The organism is Streptomyces durbertensis (assembly GCF_014156695.1).
GTDB classification, from domain to species: Bacteria; Actinomycetota; Actinomycetes; order Streptomycetales; family Streptomycetaceae; genus Streptomyces; species Streptomyces durbertensis.
Map to the genome: position 1 here is coordinate 1 of NZ_WMLF01000580.1, position 2,748 is coordinate 2,748.

At 72.6% G+C, this 2,748-nt stretch carries 2 protein-coding genes; one reads left to right on the forward strand and one right to left on the reverse strand.

Annotation, left to right across the window (positions count from 1 at the left end; translation table 11 throughout):
• Positions 1–93: 93 nt before the first annotated feature.
• On the forward strand, positions 94–2,097 hold the full coding sequence (locus GL263_RS24645; protein ID WP_182857949.1) for a glycoside hydrolase family 15 protein: 2,004 nt from the start codon (positions 94–96) through the stop codon (positions 2,095–2,097).
• Positions 2,098–2,203: 106 nt separating this feature from the next.
• Here the strand turns inward: GL263_RS24645 and GL263_RS24650 are convergent.
• Positions 2,204–2,748, reverse strand: a 545-nt coding sequence (locus GL263_RS24650; protein WP_228456802.1) for a peptidase inhibitor family I36 protein, incomplete at its 5' end; no start/stop codon positions are given.

The following is a 2,748-nucleotide window of genomic DNA, read 5'->3' on the forward strand; positions in this document are numbered from 1 at the left end:
CCGAGGGCCGTTCGAGTGGGCGGCGTGCCGCGGGGCGGGTGCGCGGCGGCGCCGTCACGGCCGTGTCCGGCACGGGCGGCCTACGCTCCCCACATGAGTGCCCGCCGCTATCCGCCGATCGCCGAGCACGGCCTTGTGGGTGACCTCCGGACGGCCGCGCTGGTGTCGGCGGACGGTGTCGTCGACTGGTTCTGCGCGCCGCGCTTCGACTCGCCGAGTCTGTTCGCGGCGCTGCTCGACCACCGGCGCGGCGGCTACTTCGCGGTCACCGTCGACGGTCCGGACGTCACCACCAGGCAGCTCTACCTCCCGGACACGGCGGCTCTGGTGACGCGCTTCCTGAGTCGGCGCGGGGTGGGCGAGGTCGTCGACTTCATGCCCGTCGACCGGCCGGAGCGGACGGACGGGGCACGGCGGCTGGTGCGGGTGCTCCGCGTCGTACGCGGTGAGCTGCCGTTCTCCGTCACGTGCCGACCGCGCTTCGACTACGGCCGGGCGCGCCACCGGCTGGTGCTGCGCAGCGGGGACGACGCCCGGTTCAACGTGTCGGGCGGCCCGGTCGCGGCCCGGCTGACCGCCTGCGGTCCACTTGTCCTGGAACGCGACGACACCCCGGGTCGGGAGGCGTCGGGCGGACGGCCCGCCGGTGACGTCGGCGACGCGGAGCGGCGGGAGGACGTACGTGCCCGGCTGGTGCTGCGTCAGGGGCAGCAGGCCGGCCTGGTCCTGGACGTCACGCAGACCGGCGAGGACCCGTGGGAGGACGTGCCGCCGCCGAGCCTGGAAACGCTGGACGACGAGCTGCACGCGGTCCGGCACTTCTGGCACCACTGGGTCAGGCAGTCGCGCTACCGGGGGCGTTGGCAGCAGCTGGTGAACCGGTCGGCCATCACCCTCAAGCTGCTCACGTACGCGCCGACCGGCGCCCCGGTCGCGGCCGCCACGATGGGGCTGCCCGAACAGATCGGCGGTGAACGCAACTGGGACTACCGCTACACCTGGATCCGGGACGCCTCGCTGTCCGCGCACACGCTGCTGGACCTCGGTTTCACCGAGGAGTCCGAGGCGTACCGGCGCTGGCTGGGCGAGCGCCTCCGGGACGGCGCGGTCGGTGGTTCGTGGCAGCGGACCTCCGACACGAGCACCCCCGGCGCGAGCGCCGCCGACCGGTTCGCCTCCTGGACGGCGGCCACCGGCGGCACGGTGACGGGTGAGCCGCTGCAGATCATGTACCGGGTCGACGGCGATCCGCACCTTCCCGAGGAGGTGCTGCCGCATCTGGAGGGCTACCGCGGTTCGGCGCCCGTCCGGCTGGGCAACGCCGCCGCCGACCAGCTGCAACTCGACATCTACGGCGAGGCCGTCAACGCGCTGACCCGCTCGGCGCGTTCCGCGCAGACCGCCGGCTACGAGGGCTGGCTTGTGCTGTCCGCGCTGCTGGACTGGCTCACCGGCACCTGGGACCGGCCCGACGCGGGCATCTGGGAGACCCGCGGCGGCCCACGGCACTTCACCTACAGCAGGGTGATGTGCTGGACGGCGTTCGACCGGGGCATCCGGCTCGCCAACGACCTCGCGCGCCCGGCGGACCTCGCGGCGTGGACGGCCGCCCGGGACGCGGTGCTGCGCCAGGTCATGGAACGCGGCTGGAGCCCGCGTCGTCAGGCCTTCGTGCAGCACTACGACGGCGAGGTATTGGACGCCTCGCTGCTGCTCATGCCGACCGTCGGCTTCGTCTCGCCCAGAGACCCGCGCTGGCTGTCCACGCTGGACGCCATGGAGGCGGAGCTGGTCACCGACAGCCTGGTCCACCGCTACGATCCGGCGGCGGCGCCCGACGGACTACGCGGCGGTGAGGGAACGTTCTCCCTGTGCAGCTTCCTGTACGTGAACGCGCTCGCCAGAGCCGGACGGCTCGGACAGGCACGCTACGCGTTCGACAAGATGACCACGTACGCCAACCACGTCGGCCTCTACGCCGAGGAGATCGGCCCGACCGGAGAGCAACTGGGCAACTTTCCGCAGGCCTTCACCCATCTGGCCCTCATCGCCGCGGTACTCGCGCTGGACACCGAACTCGACCGCATCGGCGCGTGAGCCGGCGGCACTCCACAAGCGCCTTGCCGAACCGACGCGCCGAGTGCCGCACAACCGGCCCGCTCCGGGGAGCGGGCCGGCGGGGGGATCCGGTGCGGCCGTCGCCTCAGCGGTTCAGGTAGACGGACTTGATCGTCATGCTGCCGGTGTCCCGGGACATCCCGCCCTTGCTGATGCCCCAGACCTTGCCGCCACCGTTGTTCCAGCGGGAGAACTTCGCGCCCTTGTTGCGGCGGTTGTGGTACGACTCGATCTTCTCGTCGGCGCCGTACTTGTCCAGGTTCTGCCAGAACCCCTCGTCCTTGAACTTCAGCATCCGGCCGCCGTAGTTCTTGCCGGTGAAGACGCAGAGCGTGTGCCTGGGGCAGCCGGAGGAGGCCGCGGCCCGGACGGACTCCGCGGACTCCGGCGCGGCCGCGGTGGCGGGTACCGCGGCGGTCGCGGACGAGGCGGCGGACGAGGCGGCGGTCGCGGGGGCCGCGAGCAGGCCGGCCGAGAGCCCGCCGACAAGCGTGGTGGCCGCGGCGGCGACGGCAAAGCGCTGACGTACGTACATGACTTCCGTTCCCTTCGGGTCGAAGGCGCCCCCGGGGGTGGGGCGCGTCTGCTCGACCGGTTGCGTCGAGCCGTGCGAACACGACGTTCCCGCCC